Origin of the sequence: Pseudomonas sp. s4 (assembly GCF_046764235.1) — a bacterium.
Lineage (GTDB): Bacteria > Pseudomonadota > Gammaproteobacteria > Pseudomonadales > Pseudomonadaceae > Aquipseudomonas > Aquipseudomonas asiatica.
The window spans coordinates 1187527-1206930 of sequence record NZ_CP177209.1; the positions used below are offsets into that span (position 1 = coordinate 1187527).

At 63.1% G+C, this 19404-nt stretch carries 15 protein-coding genes; 3 read left to right on the top strand and 12 right to left on the bottom strand.

The annotated features are described in order from the left end of the window. Window positions 1–386 precede the first annotated feature (386 nt). From ACK56M_RS05620 to arcD (ACK56M_RS05645), 6 genes are all read right to left on the bottom strand, one after another. Entirely contained in the window at window positions 387–1895 is a 1509-nt protein-coding gene (locus ACK56M_RS05620) for a sigma-54-dependent transcriptional regulator (protein WP_015269086.1), read from the bottom strand. A gap of 168 nt (window positions 1896–2063) precedes the next feature. Continuing rightward, window positions 2064–2432, bottom strand: a complete 369-nt coding sequence (locus tag ACK56M_RS05625; RefSeq protein WP_013971111.1) for a DUF5064 family protein — start codon at window positions 2430–2432, stop codon at window positions 2064–2066. Window positions 2433–2487: 55 nt separating this feature from the next. Next, window positions 2488–3417: a carbamate kinase gene (arcC, locus tag ACK56M_RS05630; protein WP_003257953.1), complete on the bottom strand. Its 930-nt coding sequence runs from the start codon at window positions 3415–3417 to the stop codon at window positions 2488–2490. A 143-nt stretch (window positions 3418–3560) separates the two neighbouring features. Further along, window positions 3561–4571: an ornithine carbamoyltransferase gene (locus ACK56M_RS05635; RefSeq protein WP_013971112.1), complete on the bottom strand. Its 1011-nt coding sequence runs from the start codon at window positions 4569–4571 to the stop codon at window positions 3561–3563. Between the two features lie 70 nt (window positions 4572–4641). Further along, window positions 4642–5895 (bottom strand): arginine deiminase, encoded by a 1254-nt coding sequence (arcA, locus tag ACK56M_RS05640; RefSeq protein WP_003257954.1) that lies wholly within the window; start codon window positions 5893–5895, stop codon window positions 4642–4644. 33 nt (window positions 5896–5928) lie between these two features. Further along, window positions 5929–7356 carry an arginine-ornithine antiporter gene (gene arcD / locus ACK56M_RS05645; protein WP_015269087.1) on the bottom strand — a complete coding sequence of 476 codons (1428 nt, stop codon included), beginning with the start codon at window positions 7354–7356 and terminating at the stop codon, window positions 5929–5931. 435 nt (window positions 7357–7791) lie between these two features. On the opposite strand from arcD (ACK56M_RS05645), the gene arcD (ACK56M_RS05650) reads away from it, so the two are divergent. Further along, a complete protein-coding gene (arcD, locus tag ACK56M_RS05650; RefSeq protein ID WP_411959294.1) occupies window positions 7792–9219 on the top strand; it encodes an arginine-ornithine antiporter in 1428 nt (475 codons plus the stop codon). Here the strand turns inward: arcD (ACK56M_RS05650) and ACK56M_RS05655 are convergent. The 6 genes from ACK56M_RS05655 to gap form a co-directional block, all read right to left on the bottom strand. Next, window positions 9199–9615 (bottom strand): YbaN family protein, encoded by a 417-nt coding sequence (locus ACK56M_RS05655; protein WP_013971115.1) that lies wholly within the window; start codon window positions 9613–9615, stop codon window positions 9199–9201. The two genes, arcD (ACK56M_RS05650) and ACK56M_RS05655, sit on opposite strands and share 21 nt — an antisense overlap. A 56-nt stretch (window positions 9616–9671) precedes the next feature. Continuing rightward, on the bottom strand, window positions 9672–10265 hold the full coding sequence (locus ACK56M_RS05660; RefSeq protein ID WP_015269088.1) for a biliverdin-producing heme oxygenase: 594 nt from the start codon (window positions 10263–10265) through the stop codon (window positions 9672–9674). 202 nt (window positions 10266–10467) lie between these two features. Continuing rightward, window positions 10468–13071 (bottom strand): TonB-dependent receptor, encoded by a 2604-nt coding sequence (locus ACK56M_RS05665; RefSeq protein WP_015269089.1) that lies wholly within the window; start codon window positions 13069–13071, stop codon window positions 10468–10470. Window positions 13072–13534: 463 nt separating this feature from the next. Next, a complete protein-coding gene (locus tag ACK56M_RS05670) occupies window positions 13535–14497 on the bottom strand; it encodes a FecR family protein (protein WP_054573362.1) in 963 nt (320 codons plus the stop codon). A gap of 71 nt (window positions 14498–14568) precedes the next feature. Continuing rightward, entirely contained in the window at window positions 14569–15081 is a 513-nt protein-coding gene (locus tag ACK56M_RS05675; RefSeq protein ID WP_015269091.1) for an RNA polymerase sigma factor, read from the bottom strand. 245 nt (window positions 15082–15326) lie between these two features. Then, a complete protein-coding gene (gene gap, locus ACK56M_RS05680; RefSeq protein ID WP_015269092.1) occupies window positions 15327–16328 on the bottom strand; it encodes a type I glyceraldehyde-3-phosphate dehydrogenase in 1002 nt (333 codons plus the stop codon). 265 nt (window positions 16329–16593) lie between these two features. On the opposite strand from gap, the gene edd reads away from it, so the two are divergent. Both edd and ACK56M_RS05690 read left to right on the top strand, forming a co-directional pair. Then, window positions 16594–18420, top strand: coding sequence for a phosphogluconate dehydratase (edd, locus tag ACK56M_RS05685; RefSeq protein WP_054573361.1), 1827 nt, complete (start codon window positions 16594–16596; stop codon window positions 18418–18420). Further along, window positions 18417–19379 carry a glucokinase gene (locus ACK56M_RS05690; RefSeq protein ID WP_015269094.1) on the top strand — a complete coding sequence of 321 codons (963 nt, stop codon included), beginning with the start codon at window positions 18417–18419 and terminating at the stop codon, window positions 19377–19379. Before edd ends, ACK56M_RS05690 begins: the two co-directional genes overlap by 4 nt. Window positions 19380–19404 lie beyond the last annotated feature (25 nt).

A 19404-nucleotide genomic window follows, 5' to 3' on the forward strand; every position in this document is an offset into this window, starting at 1 on the left:
TGGGAATACACTGTCACCATTCTACGAGGCATACGTGGGAGAGTATCTTTCACTGGCGTAGGAAAAGCCTGAATAACAACCGGGTTATTACAATAACTATCAGGGGCCGCTTTGCGGCCCATCGCAGGCAAGCCAGCTCTCACATGGCACAACACATGACTCATTGGTTCAGCGAGGTACTGTAGGAGCAGCCTTGTGCTGCGAAGAGGCCGGTACTGACAAAGCCTGTCTATTGCTTGTACCGGCCTCTTCGCAGCACAAGGCTGCTCCTACAAAGGACGCTTCAATCGAGCGATATTTGTTCTCTGCGCGACAGCGCAGCCCAAAAGGGCTGGCTTGCCTGCGATGGGCTACGTAGCAGCCCCGTTGACGCTATCTGACAGGTATCAGGCTTTGCTCGGTATTCCATATTTGCGCAGGCGCTGCGCAATGGCGGTATGTGAAGTTTGCAAGCGCCCGGCCAGTTGCCGCGTGGATGGGTAGCTGGCGTACAGGCGTTGCAGCAGTTCGCGCTCGAAATCACTCACGGCCTGTTCCAGGCTGGCCACTTCGCCGTCCTGACCACGGGCCACCGAGGTGCCGGCGATGTCCAGGTCACCAATATCCACCAGGTTGCCCTCGCAGATGGCTGCGGCGCGGAATATCACGTTCTGCAACTGGCGCACATTGCCCGGCCAAGGGTTGGCCAGTAGCGCCGAATGGGTGGCCGGGGTCAGCCTGCAGGGTGGACGCTGGATCTGCGTGCAGGCCTGCTGCATGAAGAAATGCGCCAGCATCAGGATGTCCTGGCCACGGTCGCGCAGCGGTGGCACTTGCAGATTGAGCACGTTCAGGCGGTAGAACAGGTCTTCGCGGAAGCTGCCTTCGGCGACCATGCGCTCCAGGTCGCGGTGGGTGGCGCTGATGATGCGTACATCCACCTTCACTTCGCGGTCACCACCCACCCGGCGGAAGCTGCCATCGCTGAGAAAGCGCAGCAGCTTGGCCTGCAGGTATGGCGACATCTCGCCGATTTCATCGAGGAATACCGTGCCCTGGTTGGCCAGCTCCATCAGCCCGGGCTTGCCGCCCCGTTGTGCGCCGGTGAAGGCCCCGGGGGCGTAGCCGAACAGTTCGCTTTCGGCCAGGCTCTCGGGCAGCGCAGCACAGTTCAGCGCCAGGAATGGTGCCGCGTGGCGGCTGCTGATGGCGTGGCAGGCGCGGGCTACCAGTTCTTTGCCGGTGCCGGTTTCGCCATGCACCAGCAGCGGTGCATCGAGCGCCGCCACGCGCAGGGCGCGGGCCTTGAGGGTGCGGATGGCCGGTGACTCGCCGAGCAAGGCATCGAAGCCTTCGGCATGGTCGTGGTGCAGGGCCGACAGGCGTTCGCCCATGCGCGTAGGCGGGTACAGCGTCAGCAGGCCACCGGCGTTGGTGATCGGCATGGCGTCCAGCAACAGGCTCTGGCCGTTGAGCTGCATCTCGCGCATGGGCAGGTGGAAGTTGTTGTCCAGCAGGGCCTGCAGCAGCGCCGGGTCGCCGAACAGCTCACCCACCGAGCGCCCGGCCGATTCGCGGCCGCACAGTTCGATCAGCGCCGGGTTGGCCAGCAGCACCTTGCCGGCACTGTCCACGGCCAGCACCGGGTCGCTCATCGCAGCCAGCAGGGCATCGAGCTGCAGGTGCCGGCGTTGGCCAGGGAGGATGTCGACCACGTCCACCGATTGCACGCCATGTACCTCGAACAGCGCGTCGTGCAGTTCTTCGAGCACGGCGGGGCTGAGGGTAGGGGCGTCGATGTAGACGTTCGGCGGGACCATCTCCACGGCGTCCAGATTGAGGTTGCGGGCACCGAGCAGGGCGAGGACTTCCTGGGTGATGCCGACGCGGTCGATGAAGCTGACGTGGATGCGCATGGGGAGGGTGCGGTTGTGGCTGGGGGAGGGCGGTAGTATGCCTCAACATTGTCGGGGCCGCTTTGCGGCCCATCGCGACACAAGGCCGCTCCTACAGGTACAGCGCCACACCCTGTAGGAGCGGCCTTGTGTCGCGATGGGCTGCAAAGCAGCCCCCGGATCCTGAAATCACTCCAGATGTTCAGGCTTGATCGGATCGCCCGATTTCACATCCAGCTTTTCGCGAATGTCCGCGAACATATGGTCATAAAGCTTGTGCGGCGAGCTCAGGCTCTCGAACTTCTTCGGTGGCTTCAGGTACGACTGCGCCCTTCGGCTCAACTGCATGAGGAAGCTGGGCAATACCTGGTCCTTGGCCAGGAAGAACTTTTCTTCCACTGGCTTGCCTTCGATGCTGCCATGCATCTTGAACTGGATGCCTCTACCTTCCTTGGGGTCCGACACTGCCTCGTATTCGATGTTCAGGTCATAGCTGTGGTCATTCTGGTTCAGCGCGGTGCGCTCGATGTGTACATGACCGGGTTGGTACTGGGCCATGGCAAGCTCCTTTGGAAGGTCGAAAATGGCGGACGCTGGCGCCCGCCTACTGCATTCAACGGTAGCTGATCCCCGGCTTCGCGGTGGAAACGCGCGTGCCGGCGGTGCCTTTGACGATGTCTTCGATGTTCTCCAGCGAACTGATCACTGCCACTTTGCCGGTGTTGCGGGCAAAGTCGCAGGCGGCCTGCACCTTCGGCCCCATGGAGCCGGCGGCGAAGCCAAGGCGTTCGAGTTCGTCGGGGTGGGCCTGGGCAATGGCCTTTTGTGTGGGCTTGCCCCAGTCAACATAGGCCGCATCGACGTCGGTGGCAATGATCAGTAGGTCGGCGTCCAGCTGCTCTGCCAGCAGGGCCGAGCACAGGTCCTTGTCGATCACCGCCTCGATGCCCTTGAGCTTGCGGTTCTCATCGTACATGGTGGGGATGCCGCCGCCGCCGGCGCAAATCACGATGCTGCTCTTTTCCAGCAGCCACTTGATCGGGCGGATCTCGAAGATGCGTTTGGGTTTCGGGCTGGCCACCACTCGGCGGTACTTGTCGCCGTCGGCCTTGACCACCCAACCCTTTTCCTTGGCCAGGCGCTCGGCCTCTTCCTTGCCATAGACCGGGCCGATGAACTTGGTCGGGTCCTTGAAGGCGGGGTCGTTGGCGTCCACTTCGACCTGGGTCAGCAGGGTGGCGAACGGCACTTCGAAGGCCAGCAAGTTGCCCAGTTCCTGTTCGATCATGTAGCCGATCATGCCCTCGGTCTCGGCCCCAAGCACGTCCAGCGGGTAGGCCTCGTCGGGCTTGTAGGACAGGCCCTGCAGCGACAGCAGGCCAACTTGCGGGCCGTTGCCGTGGGCAATGACCAGTTCGTTGCCTGGGTGGATCTTGGCGATCTGTTCGGTGGCGGTGCGAATATTGGCGCGCTGGTTGTCAGCGGTCATGGGCTCGCCGCGACGCAGCAGGGCGTTGCCGCCCAATGCAACAACGATACGCATGGGGAATGTCCTTTGCGGATATAGGGTGAGCGCCTCGATCCATTGTGGGAGCTGGCTTGCCGGCGATCACCGGCGAAGCCGGTGCCATGCACCGAGTTGCCTGTATCGCCGGCAAGCCAGCTCCCACAGGATCGAGGTGGTTGTCAGAGGTCAGCCAGTGTCGACACCAGGATCGCCTTGATCGTGTGCATGCGGTTTTCCGCCTGCTCGAAGGCGATGCAGGCCGGCGACTCGAAGACGTCGTCGGTCACTTCGATACCGTTGGCCAGGTCCGGGTACTGTTCGGCGATCTGCTTGCCTACCTTGGTTTCGGAGTTGTGGAACGCCGGCAGGCAGTGCATGAACTTGGTCCGCGGGTTGCCGGTGGACTTCATCAGCTGTGCATTCACCTGATACGGCTTGAGCAGCTTGATGCGCTCACCCCAGGCTTCGATCGGCTCACCCATCGATACCCACACGTCGGTGTGCACGAAGTCCACACCCTTGACCGCGGCAACCGGGTCTTCGGTGAGAGTGATGCGTGCGCCGCTTTCCTCGGCGTACTTGTGGCAACGTTCGACCAGGTCGTCATGCGGCCACAGCGCCTTGGGCGCGGCGATGCGTACGTCCATGCCAAGCTTGGCGCCGATCAGCAGCAGCGAGTTGCCCATGTTGTTGCGGGCGTCGCCCAGGTAGGCGTAGCTGATGTCGTGCAGCGGCTTGTCGCTGTGCTCGCGCATGGTCAGCACGTCGGCAATCATCTGGGTTGGGTGGTATTCGTCGGTCAGGCCGTTGAACACCGGAACGCCGGCGAACTTGGCCAGCTCTTCGACGATTTCCTGCTTGAAGCCCCGGTACTCGATGGCGTCGTACATGCGCCCGAGCACGCGGGCAGTGTCCTTCATGCTTTCCTTGTGGCCGATCTGCGAGGAGGTCGGGTCGATGTAGGTGACATTGGCCCCCTGGTCATAGGCGGCCACTTCGAAGGCGCAGCGGGTACGGGTAGAGGTTTTTTCGAAGATCAGCGCGATGTTGTTGCCTTTCAGGTGCTGCTGCTCGGTACCGGTGTACTTGGCGCGCTTGAGGTCGCGGGACAGGTCCAGCAGGTAGCGCAGCTCGCGGGTGGTGTGGTGTTCCAGGCTGAGCAGATTGCGGTTGTGAATATTGAACGCCATGACTTTTCTCCTTGAGTTTGGTGAACGCACCGGCCGCCGCTTGGTGAGGGCGGCCGGGGGGTAATGGTCGTTAGTAGTCGATCGGGTCGCGCACGATCGGGCAGGTCATGCAGTGGCCGCCGCCCCGGCCCCGGCCCAGTTCGCCGGCACTGATGGTGATGACCTCGATCCCGGCCTTGCGTAGCAGGGTATTGGTGTAGGTGTTGCGGTCGTAGCCAATGACCACGCCCGGTTCCATGGCCACCACGTTGTTGCCGTCATCCCACTGTTCGCGCTCGGCGGCAAAGCTGTTGCCACCGGTTTCGACCACGCGCAGCTTGACCCCAAGCTGCTCGCCCACCACCTCGATGAACGACTTGTTCTCGCGGCGCACGTCCATGCCGTAAGGCTTGCTTTCGTCCGGGCGGATGATGAACGGCACGATCTCTTTCACCACTTCCGGGAAGACCGTGACCAGGTCGCGGTCGCAGAAGCTGAACACGGTGTCCAGGTGCATGGCAGCACGGGATTTCGGCAGGCCGGCGACGATGACTTTTTCCACCGCGCCCTTGGCGAACAGGTTTTGCGCCAACTGGCCGATGGCCTGGCGCGAGGTGCGCTCGCCCATGCCGATCAGCACGATGCCTTTGCCGATCGGCATCACGTCACCGCCTTCGAGGGTAGCGTTGCCGTGGTCCTTGTCCGGGTCGCCGTACCACACCTGGAAGTCGGCGCCGGTGAACTCCTTGTGGAACTTGTAGATGGCGGTGGTCAACAGGGTTTCCTGGCGGCGCGCCGGCCAGTACATCGGGTTGAGCGTGACGCCGCCATAGATCCAGCAGGTGGTGTCGCGGGTGAACTGGGTGTTGGGCAACGGTGGCAGGATGAAGCTGGAGTGGCCCAGGTAGTCGTTGTACATCTTGACCACGCTGGCGCCTTCGCTTTCCGGCAAGTCCTGGCCTGCCACGCCGCCGATCAGGAACTCGGCCAGATGGCGTGGCTCGAGGCCTTCGAGCCAGCTTCTCACTTCGTTGGTCAGGCCGACGCCGACAGTGTCGGAGGTGATCTTGCGATCGAGGATCCACTTCAGTGCTTCGGGTTGCTGGACGATGTCGGTCAGCAGGTTGTGCATCTCCAGCACATCCACGCCACGCTCGCGCATCTTGGTGACAAAGTCGAAATGGTCACGCTTGGCCTGGTCGACCCAGATCACGTCGTCGAACAGCAGCTCGTCACAGTTGCTCGGCGTCAGGCGCTTGTGCGCGAGGCCCGGCGAGCAAACCATCACTTTGCGCAGTTTGCCGGCTTCGGAGTGGACACCGTACTTCTGTTTTTCAGCGGACATGATTTCATTCCTCCAGTTGAACGAAGACGTGGGTCAAAGGGTCAGGAAGCCGTCGTACAGGCCAAAGGCTGCCACCAGGGCACCGATGACTACGGCTGCGAAGATCAGTTTTTCCACGTTGGTGAAGACAGGTTGGCCAACCTCACGCTTGGCCTTGGCGAACAGGATTGCGCCAGGTGCGTAGAGCAGGGCCGAGAGCAGCAGGTATTTCACGCCACCGGCGTACAGCAGCCAGACGGCGTACAACAGGGCGATACCACCGATCACCAGGTCCTTCTGCCGTTCGGCCAGGGCCTGCTCGTAGGTTTCGCTACGCAGAGCCAGCAGGAAGGCATAGGCGGCCGACCACAGGTAGGGCACCAGGATCATCGAGGTGGCCAGGTAGATCAGCGACAGGTAGGTACTGCTGGAGAACAGCGTGATCACCAGGAAGATCTGCACCATGGCGTTGGTCAGCCACAGGGCGTTGGCCGGTACCTGGTTGGCGTTCTCGCGGCGCAGGAACTCCGGCATGGTATGGTCCTTGGCGGCGGCGAACATGATCTCGGCGCACAGCAGCACCCACGACAGCAGGGCCCCGAGCAGCGAGATGATCAGGCCGACGCTGATCAGTACCGCGCCCCAGTGGCCGACCACATGCTCCAGTACGGCAGCCATCGACGGGTTCTGCAGCTTGGCCAGTTCTGGTTGGGTCATGATGCCCAGCGACAGCACGTTGACCAGCACCAGGAACAGCAGCACGGTGACGAAGCCGATGACCGTGGCCTTGCCCACGTCAGAGCGTTTTTCCGCCCGCGACGAGAAGATGCTCGCACCCTCGATGCCGATGAACACCCACACGGTGACCAGCATCATGTTGCGCACCTGGTTCATCACGCTGCCCAGCTCTGGCGTACCTACCGCCCAGATGTCGGCGGTGAAGATGTCGAGCTTGAAGGCGAACAGGCAGATCAGGGCGAACAGCAGCAGCGGTACCACCTTGGCCACGGTGGTGATCAGGTTGATGAATGCTGCTTCCTTGATGCCGCGCAGCACCAGGAAATGCACGGCCCACAGCAGCACTGATGCGCCGATGATGGCGGCCGGGGTGTTGCCTTCGCCGAAGATCGGGAAGAAGTAGCCCAGGGTACTGAACAGCAGCACGAAGTAGCCGACGTTGCCCAGCCAGGCACTGATCCAGTAGCCCCAGGCCGAGGAGAAGCCCATGTAGTCGCCAAAACCGGCCTTGGCGTAGGCATACACCCCGCCATCCAGGTCAGGCTTGCGGTTGGCCAGGGTCTGGAACACGAACGCCAGGGTCAGCATGCCGACCGCGGTGATCGCCCAGCCGATCAGTACAGCACCAACCCCTGCGCTGGCAGCCATGTTTTGCGGCAGCGAGAAGATCCCGCCACCAATCATCGAACCGACGACAAGTGCAACTAACGCGCCGAGCTTTAGTTTTCCGGATGAATCAGACATTTAACAACTCCTGCCAGGAGAAAGTTGACGACAGAGTAAATCCGACGCCGCTGCCATTCGCTGACTTGGGTCAGTTCATGGCGACGTGAAGTAGGAAAATTCCTTCACGAAGCTCCTGGAGAGTGCCGACAACTTATGCCGCAGGCCTTGCATGCTGGCACCTCCATGTCCATCTAGAGCAAACGCTCTGTTCAGCCTGCGATGCTTGACGCTAGCCGTTTTTGCCGCTTTCGCAAATTTTTCACAAGAATTTCGAGTTTTATCGGATTCTTTTCTAGTTGCTCCGGAGCTGCTAGGTTTTACTCAAAAGCTGGCATAGACAAAGCAGTTATTAGTGCTATAGCTTCATTGGTCAGGATCATTATAAGTAGCAACACTTATATGGACCGCATGGCTGTTTCAAGCCCATGACAGTGCGCAAAAAAAGGAAGGCTCATGAGCGAACCGGGACAGAAGCTGCGCCTGGGCGCGCTGATCGCATTGGTGGTCGGCTCGATGATTGGAGGCGGGATCTTCTCGTTGCCGCAGAACATGGCGGCGCGTGCCGATGTGGGGGCTGTGCTGATCGGTAGGGGTATCACCGCAGTCGGCATGTTGGCCTTGGCTTTCGTATTTCAGACCCTGGCCAACCGCAAGCCGGAGCTGGACTCGGGAGTGTACGCCTACGCCAAGGCCGGCTTTGGCGAGTACATGGGTTTTTCCTCGGCCTGGGGCTACTGGATCAGTGCCTGGCTGGGCAACGTCGGCTACTTCGTGCTGCTGTTCAGCACCCTGGGTTTCTACTTCCCGGTGTTCGGCGAGGGCAACACGCCAATCGCCATCGGCTGCGCTTCGCTGCTGCTCTGGGCGGTGCATTTCCTGGTGCTGCGCGGCATCAAGGAAGCAGCATTCATCAACCAGGTGACCACCGTGGCCAAGGTGGTACCGTTGCTGATTTTCGTGGTGATCGCGGCGTTCGCCTTCCGCGCCGATATCTTCACACGTGACATCTGGGGCCTGAGCAACCCGCAGTTCGGCAGCGTGCTGGAGCAGGTGCGCAACATGATGCTGGTCACCGTGTTCGTGTTCATCGGTATCGAGGGCGCCAGCGTGTATTCCGGGCGCGCCCAGCGCCGCTCGGATGTGGGCAAGGCCACGGTGATCGGTTTCCTGGGGGTATTGGCGCTGCTGGTGCTGGTCAACGTGCTGTCGCTGGGGGTGATGACCCAGCCGCAACTGGCCGGGCTGCAGAACCCGTCACTGGCTTCGGTGCTGGAGCATATCGTCGGGCCATGGGGTGCCTTGCTGATCAGTATCGGCCTGGCGGTTTCGCTGCTTGGCGCGCTGCTGTCGTGGGCGTTGCTGTGTGCCGAGATCCTCTACGCCACGGCGCGGGACAAGACCATGCCGCGTTTCCTGGCCAAGGAAAACGCCAACCATGTACCGGCCAACGCCCTGTGGCTGACCAACTGCATGATCCAGGGCTTCCTGCTGATCACGCTGTTTTCCGCCGGTACCTATACCAGCCTGATCTACCTGGCCTCGTCGATGATTCTTGTGCCCTACCTGTGGTCGGCGGCCTACGCCGTGCTGCTGGCGGTACGTGCAGAAACCTACGACGAGCAGCCGGCCCTGCGCCGCAAGGACCTGCTGGTGGCGCTGGTTGCCCTGGTATATGCCGTGTGGCTGTTGTACGCCGGCGGGCTGAAGTACCTGCTGCTGTCGGCGCTGCTGTACGCGCCGGGCGTGATCCTGTTCGCCAGGGCCAAGCATGAGCAGGGTAAAACCTTGTTCACCACTTGGGAAAAGCTGATTTTCGCTGCCGTGCTGGCAGGTGCCGCGCTGGCGGCCTATGCCCTGTACTCAGGGCTGCTGAGCTTGTGACGGGGCAGGGCAGGGGGCGTGCTCGGGGCGGGACCAGATCCACAGGTTGCCCAGGGTCATGCCGGCAATGGCCAGGAACACCGGCCAGCGGTGTTCCAGGAACGTCAGCATCAGGCCCGCGCACAGCAGCATGCTGAGGGTCGCGCTGACCTTGGCCCGGCGCTGGATCACCTTGCCATTGCGCCAGTTGTGCAGGATCGGCCCGAACAACCGGTGGTTTTCCAGCCAGGCAGACAGGCGCGGCGAACTGCGTGTGGCCGCCCAGGCAGCCAGCAGGATGAATTCGGTGGTCGGCAGGCCGGGAATGACGATCGCGACCAGGCCCACGCCCAGGCTCACGTAAGCCAAGGTCGCATACAGCAGGCGGGCGAGTTTCGAACGGGCGGGTCGGGTCATGGTCTCACTGCATGGAAGCGGTTCGGCCACCGGTAGGGTGGCCGGGGTATGGCGTGTCAAACCAGCGCGGCATCTGCAGCATAGGCATGCTTGAGCAGCTTGGTGAAGCGCTCGAAGGCAGCAACTGCGCCGCGTTCGGCAGCGGCTTCCTCTTCGGCCGACAGGGCCAGGCCATCAAGAATGCGGGTGAACTGTTTCCAGCCTTCGGCACGGCCACCGGCCGGTTCGCCCAGGTGTCGGGCACCGAAAGTTTCGGACAGTTCCAGGGCCACGGCACGCTTGATCAGAAACGCAGCGCCCAGTTTGGAGCCTTCGGAGACGAAGATCCAGCCCATTGCCTCGCCCAGGCTCGGGTTGCGCAGGGCCCCCGGTACGGCTGGCGGTACTTCGGTGTCGAGGTCGGCGAGGTCCAGGCGGGCCTGTTCGGCACGGCAGCGCTCGGCCAGGTCGGGGATGATGGCGATCAGTTGCGGGTCGTTGTACAGGGCCTGCAGCTCGGCCTGGAACAGGTACTGGGCGACCACGAAGCGGGCGAAGCTTTCGCGGCTGTCGAAGGGCGCGTGGGCTTTGACCAGGGCATCCAGTTCGGCGTGGGGGGCGTGGGTGATCTGGTTGAGGCGCTGGGAGCGCAGGGCTGGGCGGTCGGTCATGGGGCAGTCCTTGGAAAAGGGGGCGTCTAGAGACAAGACGAAACAGCGGGGCTGGGACAGTAAAAAAATCGGGTTTTCGTGTTGCCTGTACTGGCCTCTTCGCGGGCTTGCCCGCTCCCACAGGTCCATCGCAGGCCCAAGGCTTGCGCAGTATCTGTGGGAGCGGGCGAGCCCGCGAATAGGCCGGTACAGACGCAAGGGGTCAGATATCCCAAACCACATTGATGCCGAAGTTGCGCCCCGGCATGGTCAGGCGGTCGATGTTGGCCGGCTGAGTCACGGCCGCTTCACCCTGGCCGTCGTAGCTGCGTACCGAATCCCACTGCCAGTACTTCTTGTCGGTGAGGTTGTACAGGCCGGCGTTGATGGTCACGTCGTCGGTGACCTTGTAGTAACCGGTCAGGTCCAGCACCCCGTAGCCCGGGGTGCGGAACTTGGAGCTCGAGCCGTCGGGCGAGTAGAAGGTGCTGTCGTCGACGCGGGTCTTGCGCTTGACCAATGTCCAGCTCAGCAGGCCGCCGTAGTGTTGTTGTTCGTAACCCAGGCCGAACACGCCCTTGAGCGGGTTGACGCTGTTCAGTGGCTCGCCGGTGTCATCGTTTCGGCCATAGGTGTAGGCGATCGAGCCCTGGGTATACAGGCCCTGCGGCGCACCGAAGTGGTCGAGGTTCAGGCGGCCCTTGACCTCGGTACCCTTGATGGTGGCGTGCTTGATGTTGTTGGCCTTGAAGGTCTGCTCCAGGTTGGCGCTTTGTACGGCATCTTCGTCGATGAAGTCGCGGTACTTGTTGTAGAACACCGCCACGTCGAAATTACCGGCGTCGAAGTTGCCACGCAGGCCGGTTTCATAGCTTTTGCTCTTTTCGGGTTCGAGCCCCGGGTTGCCTTCGACGCGGTAGCCTTGCTCGATGTTCTCAAACTTCCCGTACATGGATTTGGCGGTCGGGGTGCGGAAACCTTCGGCGTACTGGCCATACCAGGTGTAGTTGTCGCTGAAGGCGTAGGTCAGGCCGAACTTGGGCGAGACGCGGTGCCACTTCTTGTCCGAGTCGTCCTGGGAGGTAGGTGCGGTACCGCTGGACTCCAGGCCACGCAGGAATTCCTCGGTGAACCTGGGCTCCATGCGCGTGTAGTCGTAACGGGCACCAGGCATGAAGGTCCAGTTGTTCCAGCGGATTTCATCCTGCACGAACAGGCTGTAGGTGTTCACCGTCGGGTCCGGGAAGTCGCTGACCAGGGCCTGGCCGTCTGCCGGGCGCTCGGCGCCAGCGGCAGAACAGCCTGAACCAACGGCCAGGCAGGTACCGGTACCGCTGCGGGAACCGGTAACCTTCTCGTGCTTGAGGGTGGTGCCGTACGTCAACAGGTGGTCGGTGGCGCCGAGGCTGAAGGCCTTGTCCAGCTGGGCGTCGAATACCCACTGGCGGTCCTTGTACAGGGTGTCTCGGGTACGCAGTACCTGACGGCCAGGCGGTGCGTAGACTTCCTCGGTGTGCTGGTCGGTCTTGGCGATCTGGTAGTTCAGGCTCCACTTCACATGGTCGGCGACCAGCGAATCCAGGCCGAACTCATGGTTGATGCCAAAGCGTTCGCGGGTGATGGTGTCGTTGCCATTGCGCGCCTTGTAGTACCCCGAGGCACCAAAGCCAGGAATGAAAGGCCCGCCCACCGCACTGAGGATGTTCTGGTCGCGGTCATCCTTGTAGCGTTCGTAGGTGAAACCCAGGCGCGCGTCGTCGGCGTAGTTCCAGCCCAGCTTGGCCAGCACGTTTGTGGTGCGCACGTCCATCGGGTTGGCTTCGGTACGCGCCAGGCCGTCACCGCTGTGGCCGCCGTGGGTCTCGGTTTCGTGACCGTTGCGCTGGCTCAGGTGCAACAGGCCGTCGAAGTCGCCCTGGCGGCCGGCGACGGTGGCGGAGGTCAGCCAGCTTTCGTCGGCCGAGCTGTAGCCGGTCTTCAGGCGGGCACCGGCGTCCTTGCCAGGCTTGATGATGTCGTCCGGGTCTAGGGTGAAGTAGCTCACCGCCCCGCCGATGGCGTTGCTGCCATACAGCACCGAGGCCGGGCCGCGGAGGATTTCCACACGCTTGACGATCTCCGGGTCAACGTAGTTGCGCTGGGTCTGGGCGTAGGGGCCGAAGAAGAAACTGTCGGGGATCGACACGCCGTCCACCTGGGTGAGGATGCGCTCGCCATCGATACCACGGATGTTGTAGCCGTTCAGGCCGCTGCGCTGGCCGGTGCCGGCTACCGACACACCCGGTTCGTAGCGCACCAGGTCCTGGATGTTGTTCACGTTCTGCCGGTCCAGTTGCTCGCGGGTCTGCACGCTGACGGTGCTCGGCACCTGGCTGACGTCCTGGGCGCTGCGGGTGGCGCTGACGGTCACCTGCTGCAGGGCAATCACATTGGCGCTGGCCTGGCGTTCGAGCACCACATTGCCGTTGCTGATCTTGCGAAAGCCCAGGCCGGTGCCGTGCAGCAGGCGCTTGAGCGCGGCTTCCGGTGGTAGCGAACCCTGCACCCCTGGCGATGCCACGCCGTCGGCCAGTTCGGCGCTGAAGCCGACCTGCCAGCCGGTGACCTGGCTGAAAGCATTGATGGCCGTAACCAGCGGCTGCTGGCCGATGCTGAAGCGGTAGTCGCCCATGCGCGGGCTGCTGGCCTGTGCCGGCTCGGCGGCCAGCGCCGGCAGGCTGATGGCGCCGCTGGCGAGCAGGGCGAGGTTCAGTAGGGAAAGGCTCAGGAGGGACAGTTGCCCTCCATGGCGAGGAAGGGTGGAGGGGCGGGTAGGACCTGTGGACATCGGAAGCGCTCCCTGACGCGCGGACTGTTATAGGTGATGGCTGTCCTCGTTTTCAAACGAGAATCAGTTGCATTGGCTATAACGAGACGGGCGGGGTAGCGTGACTGCGTAAAAATAAATTCAGGGGACCATGATCATGTGCTGCCTGCACGGGCCTCATCGCCGGCAAGCCAGCTCTCATAGAACAACACATGACTCATTGGTTCGGCGAGGTTCTGTAGGAGCAGCCTTGTGCTGCGAAGAGGCCGGTACTGACAAAGCCTGTCTGTTGCTTGTACCGGCCTCTTCGCAGCACAAGGCTGCTCCTACAAAGGCCGCGTCAGACGAGCGATATTTGTTCTCTGCGCGACAGCGCAGCCCAAAAGGGCTGGGTAATCTCCCACAGGGACATCGCATTGCTTGAGGCCAATGCGGTCGGGGTGGGAGCTGGCTTGCCGGCGATGAGGCCGAGACAGGCAAAAGATCAGTTCAGGATAACCAGCGCCGGGTACTCATGCAGCTGTGCCGCGGTGATGTGGGCCAGTGCACGCAGGGTTTCCAGCGGCTGGTCGAGGCGGTAGTTGCCGGTGACCGCCATGTCTTCCAGCTGCGCATTGCGGTTGATGATCCAGCCCGGGTAGTAGCGCTGCACCTCGGCCAGCACCTGGCTCAGCGGGCAGTTCTCGAACACCAGGCGGCCGTCGACCCAGGCCAGGTCCTTGTGCATGTCGGGGCGCTGGCGCTGGCCGAACCCCTTGGGGCCGACGCTGATGCTGTCGCCGGCGCTCAGGCGGATGCGCTGGTCGCGGGCCCCCTGCAGGTCGACATCGCCGCGCTGCACCCGCACCTGTGCCTCGCCGTCGAGGTAGCGCACGGCAAAGTCGGTGTCGCGCACCTGCGCGCGCAACGGCCCGGCCTGCACTTCCAGTGGTAGCAGCGCGCCCTCGGGGACCTGAAAATAGGCCTCACCCTGCAATAGGCGGGCGACCTGGCGACCATCACGCTGCTCGCTGGCAAATGCCGAATTGGTGTTGAGCAGCACTTTCGCCCCATCTTCCAGCTGCAGGCGCTGGCGTTCTCCCACCACTGTCAGGTGGTCGGCCTGCAGGCGCATGGGCAGGTTGCCGAGGGTGAACAGCCCGACCAGCAGCAGCGCTGCCGTGGCCAGGGGTTTCCAGTGGCTGCGCAGGCGCCCGCGCCACGAGCGGCGCTGTTGCCGATGCATCTGCACGGCCACCTGGTGCAGCGGCGCGCCGTTCCACAGGGCTTCTGCCTCCACATAGGCCTCGGCATTTTCCGGCGCTGCGCTCAGCCAGGCTTCGAAGGCCTGTGTGTCGTCGGCATCGGCGCATTGCAGGCGCACCAGCCAGTCCAGCGCCTCGTCCATGGCACGAGCACGGGCGCTGGGCCCGGCGGGTGACGGGCGAGGGGCAGGGCTGTCGGTCACGGTGAATCCTTGAATGGTTTTTTGCGAATGATCAAGGCTGAGGCGGGGTGTGGCAAGGGCTTTGCGTTGCCTCACTTGAGGCGGTCGGCGACACCCATGCAGATCGCCATGATCAGTTTCAGTTCCTTCTGTACCGTGCTGGGCGAAACATTCAGTTGTTCGGCGATTTCCAGGTAGGTGGCGCCATGCAGGCGGCTGAGGATGAAGATGCGCTGCTGGCGTTCGCTCAACTGGTTGAGGCTGATGCTCAGGTGCCTGAGCAACTGCTCGGCATGGGCCGCATCCTCGCTGCTGGTGGCCGGTGCGGCCACGCTGTGCAGGACCTCGTCGGGCACGTCGTCGACCAGCATGCGCGATTGCACCCGGCGTGCGCGCAGGTGGTCGAGGGCCAGGTTGCGCGCGGTCTGGAACACGAACGGCTCGATGTGTTCGATGGGCCGCTCACCGAGCGCGCGGGACACCCGCAGGTAGGTTTCCTGCAACAGGTCCTCGGCCGTATTGGGGTTGCCCACCATGCGCTGCAGGGTGCGCAGCAGGGTAAGGCGCTGGACGAGGAAGACAGAGTTGAACCGGGACTGACTCACTGGGGGACCTGGCCGACGAAAGGTTAATGATAATGCTTATCATCCACCTCGAAGGTCAAGCCTGGAAATGTTAGGAAAAGGTAAAGATTGTGAGTCCCAGCCTTGCGCGGTCCCGTGTAGGAGCGGCGTTGTGTCGCGATGGGCTGCGCAGCAGTCCCAGCATTTTGGCCTTGGCACAGATTGCAGGGGGCTGCTGCGCAGCCCATCGCGACACAAGGCCGCTCCTACAGGGAGCGTGCCGAAGCTCAGCGGGCGCGGCACAACGCCAGGCAGTTATCCAGCATGCGGTTGGAGAACCCCCACTCGTTGTCATACCAGGCCAGCACCTTGAGCATGCGCCCGTTTGCCCGGGTATGGTTGGCATCGAAGATCGACGACAGCGGGTTGTGGTTGAAATCGCAGGAAACCAGCGGCAAGGCGTTGTAGCCCAATACCCTGGAATGCTTGCTGGCCTCGAGGAACAGCTGGTTGACCTGTTCGGCCGTGGCCTCGCGCTTGAGATTGACCGTGAGGTCCACCAGCGACACGTTGATCACCGGCACCCGTACCGCCATGCCGGTCAGCTTGCCGGCCAGCTCCGGCAGCACCAGGCCCACGGCCTCGGCAGCGCCGGTCTTGCTCGGGATCATCGACTGGGTCGCCGAGCGCGCACGGTACGGATCGCCGTGGTACACATCGGTCAGCACCTGATCGTTGGTATAGGCATGGATGGTAGTCATCAGGCCCTGGTCGATGCCGAACTCGCGGTGCAGCACCTGGGCAATCGGTGCCAGGCAGTTGGTAGTGCAGGAGGCATTGGAGATGATCTGGTGCGAGGCCCGCAGGATGTCATGGTTGACCCCGTACACCACGGTGGCATCGGCGCCTTTGGCCGGTGCCGAGACAATCACCTTGCCAGCCCCCGCAGCCAGGTGGGCGGCGGCCTTGGCACGCTCGGTGAACAGCCCGGTGCATTCGAACACCACGTCGATCGCCTCGGCCTTCCAGGGCAGTTCGGCCGGGTTGCGGATGGCACTGACCGCGATACGGTCACCATTGACCGTGAGGCTTTCGTGGTCGGCCTCGACGCTGGCGTCGAAGGTACCGTGCACGCTGTCGTACTTGAGCAGGTGGGCATTCATGGCGCTGTCGCCCAGGTCGTTGATGGCGACGACCTGCAGGTCCTGGCGGTAGCCTTGGGTATACAGTGCGCGCAGGACGTTGCGCCCGATGCGGCCGAATCCATTGATGGCGATGCGTAGGGTCATGGCAGTACCTCTGGCAGTCCGAGTGAAAGCTGTGGCACAAAGGAGCTTCACTGAAACGGTTTTGTTGTTGGAATTACAAGATTATTCACCTGCCGATAGAAAACAAGCCTTTTTAGTGGCAGTATTTTGTTTAAACATACAACGAGTGGTTGGGCGACGTGCCTCCACCGATGCAGCGGGCTCCTCTACCTTGAGCCTAGGCCGCAATCGTTTGGAGGGGAAATGCCCGGCAAACCGCCCTTACAATTAGCCTGGAGTCCAGTACATGCATCCGCGCATCCTTGAGGTCACCCAGCGGCTGGTCGAACGTAGCCGTGCCACCCGCGAACGCTACCTGCAACTGATTCGCGGCGCGGCCAGTGACGGCCCCATGCGTGCCAGCCTGCAGTGCGCCAACTTCGCCCATGGCGTGGCCGGTTGCGGCAGCGACGACAAGCAGACCCTGCGCCTGATGAACGCGGCCAACGTGGCCATCGTCTCGGCCTACAACGACATGCTTTCGGCGCACCAGCCGTATCAGCACTTCCCCGAGCAGATCAAGCAGGCCTTGCGTGAAGTCGGCTCGGTCGGCCAGTTCGCCGGTGGCGTGCCAGCCATGTGCGATGGCGTGACTCAGGGCGAGCCGGGCATGGAGCTGGCCATCGCCAGCCGCGAAGTGATCGCCATGTCCACTGCCGTGGCCCTGTCGCACAACATGTTCGATGCCGCGCTGATGCTGGGCATCTGCGACAAGATCGTTCCCGGCCTGATGATGGGGGCGCTGCGCTTCGGCCACCTGCCGACCATCTTCGTTCCGGGCGGGCCGATGGTCTCCGGCATTTCCAACAAGCAGAAGGCCGATGTGCGCCAGCGCTACGCCGAAGGCAAGGCCAGCCGCGAAGAGCTGCTGGAGTCGGAGATGAAGTCCTACCACAGTCCTGGCACCTGCACCTTCTACGGCACTGCCAATACCAACCAGTTGGTGATGGAGGTGATGGGCCTGCACCTGCCGGGCGCCTCGTTCGTCAACCCGTACACACCGCTGCGCGACGCGCTCACCGCCGAGGCCGCGCAGCAGGTCACGCGCATGACCAAGGCCAGCGGCAGCTTCATGCCGCTGGGTGAAATCGTCGACGAGAAGGCGCTGGTCAACTCCATCGTCGCCCTGCATGCCACCGGCGGCTCGACCAACCATACCCTGCACATCCCGGCGATTGCCCAGGCTGCGGGTATCCAGCTGACCTGGCAGGACATGGCTGACCTGTCCGAGGTGGTACCGACCCTGTCCCACGTCTACCCCAACGGCAAGGCCGACATCAACCACTTCCAGGCCGCTGGCGGCATGGCCTTCCTGATCCGCGAGCTGCTCGATGCCGGGCTGCTGCACGAAGATGTCAACACCGTGGCCGGCCATGGCCTGCGCCGCTACACCCAGGAGCCGTTCCTCGACAACGGCAGGCTGGTGTGGCGCGAAGGGCCGCAGCACAGCCTGGACGAAAGCATCCTGCGCCCGGTCGCGCGGCCGTTCTCGGCCGAAGGCGGGCTGCGGGTGATGGAGGGCAACCTCGGCCGCGGCGTGATGAAGGTGTCCGCTGTTGCCCCCGAGCACCAGGTGGTCGAGGCCCCGGCGCGGGTGTTCCACGACCAGCAGTCGCTGGCCGATGCGTTCAAGGCCGGCGAGCTGGAGCGTGACTTCGTCGCCGTGGTGCGCTTCCAGGGCCCGCGCTGCAACGGCATGCCGGAGCTGCACAAGCTCACACCGTTCCTCGGTGTGCTGCAGGACCGTGGCTTCAAGGTGGCACTGGTCACCGACGGTCGCATGTCCGGTGCCTCGGGCAAGATCCCGGCGGCCATTCACGTTTGCCCCGAGGCTTATGACGGCGGCCCGCTGGCACGGGTGCGCGATGGTGATATTGTGCGGGTCGATGGTGTCGAAGGCACGCTGCGGGTAATGGTGTCGGCTGAAGAATTGGCCAGCCGCGACCTGCCGCCAGCGCCACAGGGCAACGACCTGGGCTGCGGGCGCGAGCTGTTCGGCTTCATGCGCATGGCGTTCAGCCCGGCAGAGCAGGGCGCCAGTGCGTTCACCTCGGCCCTGGAGAACCTCAAATGAAGGACCTGCTGGTTGGCGACATCGGCGGCACCAATGCCCGTTTTGCGTTGTGGCGTGACAACCAGCTGGATGAAGTGAAGGTCTTTGCCACCGAGGACTACACCAGCCCGGAACAGGCCATCGAGGCTTACCTTGAAGGCTTGGGCATTCCCCGCGGCGGCGTGACTGCTGCCTGCCTGGCGGTGGCCGGTCCGGTCGATGGCGATGAGTTCCGCTTCACCAACAACCACTGGCGCCTCAGCCGCGTGGCCTTCTGCCAGACATTGCAGGTCGAGCGGCTGCTGCTGATCAACGATTTTACCGCCATGGCGCTGGGCATGACCCGCCTGCGCCCCGGCGAGTTCCGCGAAGTGTGCCCAGGCCAGGCGGACCTGTCTCGGCCGGCATTGGTCATTGGCCCGGGTACCGGGCTGGGCGTTGGCGCGCTATTGCGCCTGGGCGAACAGCACTGGCATGCCTTGCCGGGAGAGGGCGGGCACGTCGACCTGCCGGTGGGCAATGCCCGCGAAGCGGCGATTCACCAACAGATTCACGGGCAGATCGGCCATGTCAGCGCCGAGACCGTGCTCAGTGGCGGTGGCCTGCTGCGCCTGTACCAGGCAATTTGCTCGCTGGACGGCGACACACCCCGACACAAGACCCCGGCACAGATCACCGATGCCGCGCTCGGCGGCGAGCCGCGGGCGCTGGCGGTGATCGAGCAGTTCTGCCGGTTCCTCGGCCGAGTCGCTGGTAACAATGTTCTGACGCTGGGCGCACGGGGTGGGGTCTATATTGTCGGCGGCGTGATCCCGCGCTTTGCCGAGCTGTTCGTGCGCAGCGGGTTTGCCGCGAGTTTTTCCGACAAGGGCTGCATGAGTGGCTATTTCGCTGGCGTGCCGGTTTGGCTGGTGACGGCGGAGTTTTCCGGGTTGCTGGGGGCCGGGGTGGCTTTGCAGCAGGCGCTGGATAACCGATAGGTAGCAGGGGGCCGCTGTGCGGCCC